2 protein-coding genes and 4 pseudogenes are annotated in these 6,031 nt (G+C 59.3%); all 6 read right to left on the reverse strand.

Translation table 11 applies throughout. The features are described 5' to 3' along the window. Nucleotides 1-274, reverse strand: a pseudogene (locus HCN58_RS36645) (D-2-hydroxyacid dehydrogenase); the annotation flags it as partial. Between the two features lie 889 nt (nucleotides 275-1,163). Further along, nucleotides 1,164-1,649 carry a beta-keto acid cleavage family enzyme gene (locus tag HCN58_RS36975; protein ID WP_283814704.1) on the reverse strand — a complete coding sequence of 162 codons (486 nt, stop codon included), beginning with the start codon at nucleotides 1,647-1,649 and terminating at the stop codon, nucleotides 1,164-1,166. A 140-nt stretch (nucleotides 1,650-1,789) separates the two neighbouring features. Further along, nucleotides 1,790-2,041 (reverse strand): annotated as a pseudogene (locus HCN58_RS36980) (3-keto-5-aminohexanoate cleavage protein); the annotation flags it as partial. Between the two features lie 456 nt (nucleotides 2,042-2,497). Next, nucleotides 2,498-2,584 (reverse strand): annotated as a pseudogene (locus HCN58_RS35460) (carnitinyl-CoA dehydratase); the annotation flags it as partial. 282 nt (nucleotides 2,585-2,866) lie between these two features. Further along, nucleotides 2,867-4,028, reverse strand: a pseudogene (locus HCN58_RS35020) (acyl-CoA dehydrogenase family protein). A gap of 579 nt (nucleotides 4,029-4,607) precedes the next feature. Beyond that, a partial coding sequence (locus HCN58_RS35030) for a 3-hydroxyacyl-CoA dehydrogenase NAD-binding domain-containing protein (RefSeq protein ID WP_171583835.1) occupies nucleotides 4,608-6,031 on the reverse strand: 1,424 nt, incomplete at its 5' end.

The raw sequence follows: 6,031 nt of genomic DNA on the forward strand, positions 1-6,031 counted from the left end.
TGAACCGCGGAAAGTCCCAGTGCATCACGCCGATTCCCGTCATTACGAAATCCGCAATGGAATCGGCATGGATACCCCGAGCATTGGTAACGATAAGATCGCCGACGCGATCGCGGATCGGCAAGATCGCGTCAATGCCCGCGGACGTCGACTGGAACCAGCGCAGCCGACGCGCCTTGTCCAATATCTGGACAGGAAAATCGATGCCGGAGCCCACGATGACATCCGCATCCGCCACGTGGGCTTCTAGCGACGCACGGTCCTTGGCGCTCAATACACGCAGATCGGGAAAGCGCTCACGGGCGAGGCGAGCGATCTCGGAACCATGGACAAGGACAGTGACCGCATCGCTGGGTGTAGATATGGAGGATGTCATTACCTGCTTGTCCCCGTAACTCGTGCATGAGCGCACAAAATTGACTGAAGTGATTGTGGAGCTGATTGCGCTCGATCGACGTGGCAATAGGGTCTTGTCGACTCAAGCTCCTGTTGCCTGCGCCGCTGCGCTCTGCGCGAGTTGTCACAGCAAAATGTGATCTTCGTCAATAGCTCGATCCTTTGCGCAGATACTACCAAAGCAGATGTTTGGATTTTGCCCGATGTAGGGCTTCGTCTTGCAGAATTGCTGCGCCTGATATCGCCTCATCCAAGAATCGCTGCGAGATCACGTCGTGAAGAAGACAAGCGAGGACCATCGCACGCGGATAGGCGATCGCGTATTAGTGCGCCCGATCAGTTTTGGTTGCTTTAGACCAGCAATTGTCTGCGGCATCGGCGCAATGACATACCTGCCTCCGGCAGCGGTTGAAACTGAAGTGCTCTCGAGTTTAAACAGATAGGTGAGGAGGTCGCCGACAATGCCCTAATCGCCCACTTCAAAAATTCGGACAACTTCGTCGATATAGATGGCGAGGACCGCCTTTCAGTGTCCGGGCCAGATTGCGGACCCCTCCTAAATGCCGAGGGAACATCAATATCTGGCGCAAGCCAACTGGACCCTTCTTCTTTGGTTTGCTCGCTCGTGAGCAGAATCGGAGACCGGCAGGCCACATCAAGTGATGATTTGGCATCACCGGGCGCCGATAAGATGCTGATGAACGAGGCTCGATTTTTCAGGCCGAGGATCCGGCAAGACGTAAGCCGTGCCGCATCCTTGAGCGCGGTTATTCGCATTTTTGAACGCCAAGAATTGCCCGCGCCTCGGCAGGTGTGGCGACGCTGGCGCCCATGCGCTCGATGATCCCGACTGCATTTTCAACGAGTTCGGCGTTGGATGCCAGCACGCCACGGCGAAGATAAATGTTATCCTCTAATCCGACCCTGACATGCCCGCCCATTGTCACCAGCTGTCCGACCATTCGCATTTCATCTGGACCGCAGCCGAATCCACCCCAGACGGCCCCAGGAGGTAGAATCTCTCGTCGCTTGGAGAGCGATCGCAACAGCGGAAGCGCCGTAGCCCGTGCTGAGACAGAACTGGAAAAGGGGGGCGCCTCAATTAGCTGTTCTGATATAAGCCTCTTGGCAGTTTCAATGTGGCCCAGATCGAAGCATTCAAGCTCGGGCTTGACGCCGGCTTCTCGCCTAAGCTTCGCAAGCTCTCGCAGATCCGAGATGCGTGCAACAAAGATGCGCTCCCCGAACGCCATCGTGCCGCAATCCAAGCTGCTAAGCTCAGGTTGAAGGTTGATGGCGTGGAGACATCGAAGGGTCTCTTAAGGGTACTTGTTTCGACGATCTTTGCCGGTTCAACGGAATCGAGCACGAGTTCGCCGTCCATTCCGCTCGTCAAGTTGATGATGACGTCAGTGGATGCATCCCGAAGCTTCTTGGCGACCTGTTCATAGAGTTCGAACCGGTTCGATGGGGCTCCGGTCTCTGGGTCGCGGACATGAATGTGAACGACCGCAGCCCCTGCTTTTGCGGCGTCCAGAGCCGCATCCGCAATTTGCGACGGCGTTATGGAAATGTTTGGATGCTTCGCAACCACCGCGGCATTCCCACCCGTCACTGCACACGTGATGATGGCTTTCTGTGACATTAAGAACTCCTGCGTTGATACGTGAGATCTGCTCTATCGACCTTGGATGAGTAGTGTTCGACTGTCATGTGGTCACAGCGGCGGCGAAGGCACACGATGCCGAGCATTTCGGCGCCCCGCCGTGACGCCAGTCCAGCGGCGCAAGTCGCGATCAAGCTCCGGCAGAAGTGCCGATCATGACGCGCGATTCTTTAAGATCCCGTGGTTCGATAGTCTCACGCGGCGCTGCGCAAGGAGTATCTCGATCACCATGTCACGCGCGGCCGCAAGTTCGGTTCTGTTGCGGTCGGCCGACATCGCGCGGCAAGCTTGCCGACCTGATAAATCCCCATTGATTGGTCCCTCTCACATCGGGAGTTTGCGTAGACCCTGTTGCCTGTGCTTCGGCCGGGGCGCCGCCGGGTGACATCCATAGGGCTTTCCGTGAGCAAATTCAGTTGGGAGGATCGCGACCGCCATACCGTTGACGCAGGCAATCACCGGCTTATTGAGATCGCGCAGTTCCTGCACCCCGCCGAATCCGCCGACGCCCCAGTAGCCGTCGGCTCTCGTCTTGCAGCCGCCAACCTCGTCCCTGTTGGGATGTACCGGCCAGATCTCGCCGCCAAAGCCCATCTTGATCGATTATGCGATGACAGTGGCTGCCCGCTTGCCGCCGAACACGGCAATGGATCTCGGTCGCAGAAAGACGCTCAAGCCTATTCATCGGTCAGGCTTCCCGGCGTTACAGCGATGAGGGATGGTCTCAAGGCCGTTCGAGGGCTCCGCGCAATATGACAGAGTGGCAGTTCGTGACGACGCAGGCGAAGCTTCCAACTCGCCAGGTTACTGCGGTTTTTCTTCAATTGGCTTGCTCGGTGCTGAGCCCCCGAGGCTGGCAAGTCGTTGTACGTGATGGTCGGCATCACCGAACAGCATGTCGAGCATGGTCACATGTTTGAAATAGTGGCCGATGCTATACGCCATCGTCATTCCAATGCCGCCATGGAGCTGGACCGACTGGTGGCCGATCGCCTTCGCGGTCCGGCCGATCTGGACCCTTGCCGCGGAAATGGCACGCTTGCGCTCGGTCGCGTCGTCTTCGGCCACCATCATCGCGGCATACATGGCCATCGATAGCGACTGCTCCAATTCGACGAACATGTCGACCGCCCGGTGCTGCAACACCGGGAAGGCACCAGTCTTCTTGCCGAACTGCTCGCGCGCTTTGAGATAGTCGAGCGTTATAGCTTGCATTCAAGGCGCCGACGGCTGCCCAGAGCGCTGTGACCGCCTCGTTCGCTACGCGGGTGATAATTGGGAACGCCCCTTCCGGATCGCCAACGACGTTGACTGTTTTAACGCGCACATTCTCAAGGGTGATCTCGGCCGCGCGCAGACCATTCTGTGTCGGATACCCACGGCGTGTGACGCCTCGCGCGTTGGCGTCGACCAGGAAGAGGCCAATCCCATTGTTTTCCCGTCAATCTCCGGCAGTTCGCGCCGATATGACGATATTATCGGCCGTTTCACCGTGGAGGATGGGACATTTTGTGCCGTTTAGTATCCACTCGTTGCCGTCATTCTTCGCCTGCGTCTCCATGTCGAAGAGGTCGTAGCGCGACTGCGACTCGGCATAAAAGGCGAGCCTCATCCGACCGTCGGCGATTGCGGGGATCAGGTCGGCTTTCTGCGCCTCGCTCGCCCCAAGCCGAATCACACCGCCGGCAAGAACTACCGTCGCCAAATAAGGCTCGATGATCAGCGCCTGGCCGAACGCCTGCATAACAATCATAGTCTCGACGGCGCCACCACCGAATCCGCCATGCCTTTCCGCGAAAGGCAATGCCAGCAGCCCGATCTCAGCGTATCGCGTCCACATCGCCTCACTGTAGCCTCGCTCACCCAACTGATACATGCGACGGCCATCGAAGCCGTAGCTGTTGTCCAATAGCCGCTCGACGCTATCCTTGAGGAGCCGTTGTTCTTCCGATAAATTAAAGTTCACGGCAGAAATCCTCCTAAATTGGAACGCTGGACCAGGAACCCTCGAAGCATGAGAGCCCGAGAATCGCCTTGGCAATGAGCGTTTCTCCGACGCCTGCGTTGACAACATAGTGGTCACCGTCGTCTACGGCCCTCGTGAAGCCAGATCGGAGCCCGCACCGGGCTCTGAGAAGCCTTGGCACCACCAATCCCCAGCGTTGACGATACGCGGGAGACAATACTTTTTCTGCGCCTCTTTGCCGAAGGTGTAGATCACCGGGCGGACCAGCCCGCCATATCCGAACTGTGTCCAGGCGCGAAACGCTCGCACCTCTTCTGCGAAAACGTAATGTTGCACGAGGGTGGGTCCATCCCGTACCTCCATACTCCCTCGGCAAGGCGCCAACGCGCTTCTATCGAGGATGCGCACTCCGGCGGCCCTTTCGTCCTTTGATCGCCGACAGCCTTCGCCTAGTTTGCGCCGCAAGTCTGGCGGGACATTATGACTTAGAAATTGGCCCACTTCATCGCGGAACGACTGCTCTGCTTCTGTGAATGCGAGATCCATTGGAGTCCCCTTTGAGCACACTGAGCTCCCGATTTAGCGCTGTCGGACGCTAGCGCCGACGCGCTCCGGACGAGGTAACTTGGCGTGCCGTTTAGCAAGCTTTAGCAATCGCTCACGCACCTCACCCTGCACCGGCCCGCTTCGCCGAGCGTTGGCATCGACATGAATTAACATCTGCTCGGCCATGGCGGCCGGCTTGTCGCCCCCCTCGCGAATGAGAATGTGAAAAAGGTGAAGGCGCTTGTCTTGGGCGCCAAGCACCTGCGTGAACACCTGGGCGCAGTCGCCGGCGCGCAACTCCCCGAGATGGGACAGATGCGTCTCGACTGTATAGAAAGCTCCGCACTTTGAACGGTACTCGCTGTCCACCCCGATATAACGTTCCAGGGTGCCGGTGGCCTCGCTGAAGAGCTGGAGGTAGCGGCTCTCATTGATATGCCCGTTATTGTCGAGCCAGTCAGACGGCATCTGCACCGGCGGCATCCGCAGTGGTCCGGAGCCGTTGTCAATCTGGAAGCTGTTGTCGCGCAGCCCCTGCTCCCAGAGCGCAAGTGTCTCGCCAGCGCCAGCGCCCTGTGAGCGCAAGCCTTGCAGGATGGCCACATAGCAGTCGTCGCGTTCCTGTTCGATCTCGAGACTGGTAAGCTTCTCGCCTCGATCGTCTGCTTGCTTGGCGAGCTTGTCCAGGAAAGCGTCCGTAAGCTCTGGCACGTCAGTGAGCTTCGACCAAGGCCACTTCAGCATAGGCCCCCATTGCTCTATGAAGCGGCGCATGCCGCCTCCCCCGCCAGCAATGCGGAAGGGGCCCATGATCGCTCGGCGCAGCCCAAAGGAGTAACGGATGGCGTCGTCGACCTCCTGCACCGTGGCTTGATCATCGTGCACCAACCACAGTGCCTCGCGCCACATTGCCTCCTGGAGCCGGCTTGCGATAAACCCGTCCACTTCTTTGCGCACCACGAGGGGGCGCATTCCGAGTCCTCGGTAGATCCCCGCTGCCCGCTCCAGCGCCTCAGGCGCCGTGCTCTTTCCGGCGCAGAGCTCAACCAGCGGGAGCATGTACACTGGGTTGAACGGGTGCGCGACTAGGAAGCGCTCAGGCCGATCCATCTCCGCCGCCAACAAGGACGGGCGCAGGCCTGACGTCGACGAGCAGATTAGTGTCTCCGGCGCCGCGGCCCGGCTTGCCGCCGCGAGTAGCTGCTGCTTGAGCTCCAGCCGCTCCGGCGCAGACTCCTGCACGAGTTCGACGCCTTGCACCGCGTCCGCAACCGACTCCGCAACCGACAGGCGCCCCTCAGGCGGCAGCGGGACTCGCGTCAATCGCCGGTACGCGCGCCGCGCGCTGTCTATCTGGTGCTGAACTTTCTCCACAGCACCGGGCGCAGGGTCACGCAGCCGCACGTCCACTCCATTGAGGACAAACCGGGCGGCCCACCCGCCCCCGATCGCTCCAC

The sequence above is a fragment of the Bradyrhizobium australiense genome (genome assembly GCF_013114825.1).
In the GTDB taxonomy this organism is placed as follows: Bacteria; Pseudomonadota; Alphaproteobacteria; order Rhizobiales; family Xanthobacteraceae; genus Bradyrhizobium; species Bradyrhizobium australiense.

Excerpts from the sequence above, each read along its gene's own strand:
- HCN58_RS36975 (WP_283814704.1), bottom strand. The coding sequence starts at position 1,649 with ATGGCGTTCGGGGAGCGCATCTTTGTTGCACGCATCTCGGATCTGCGA.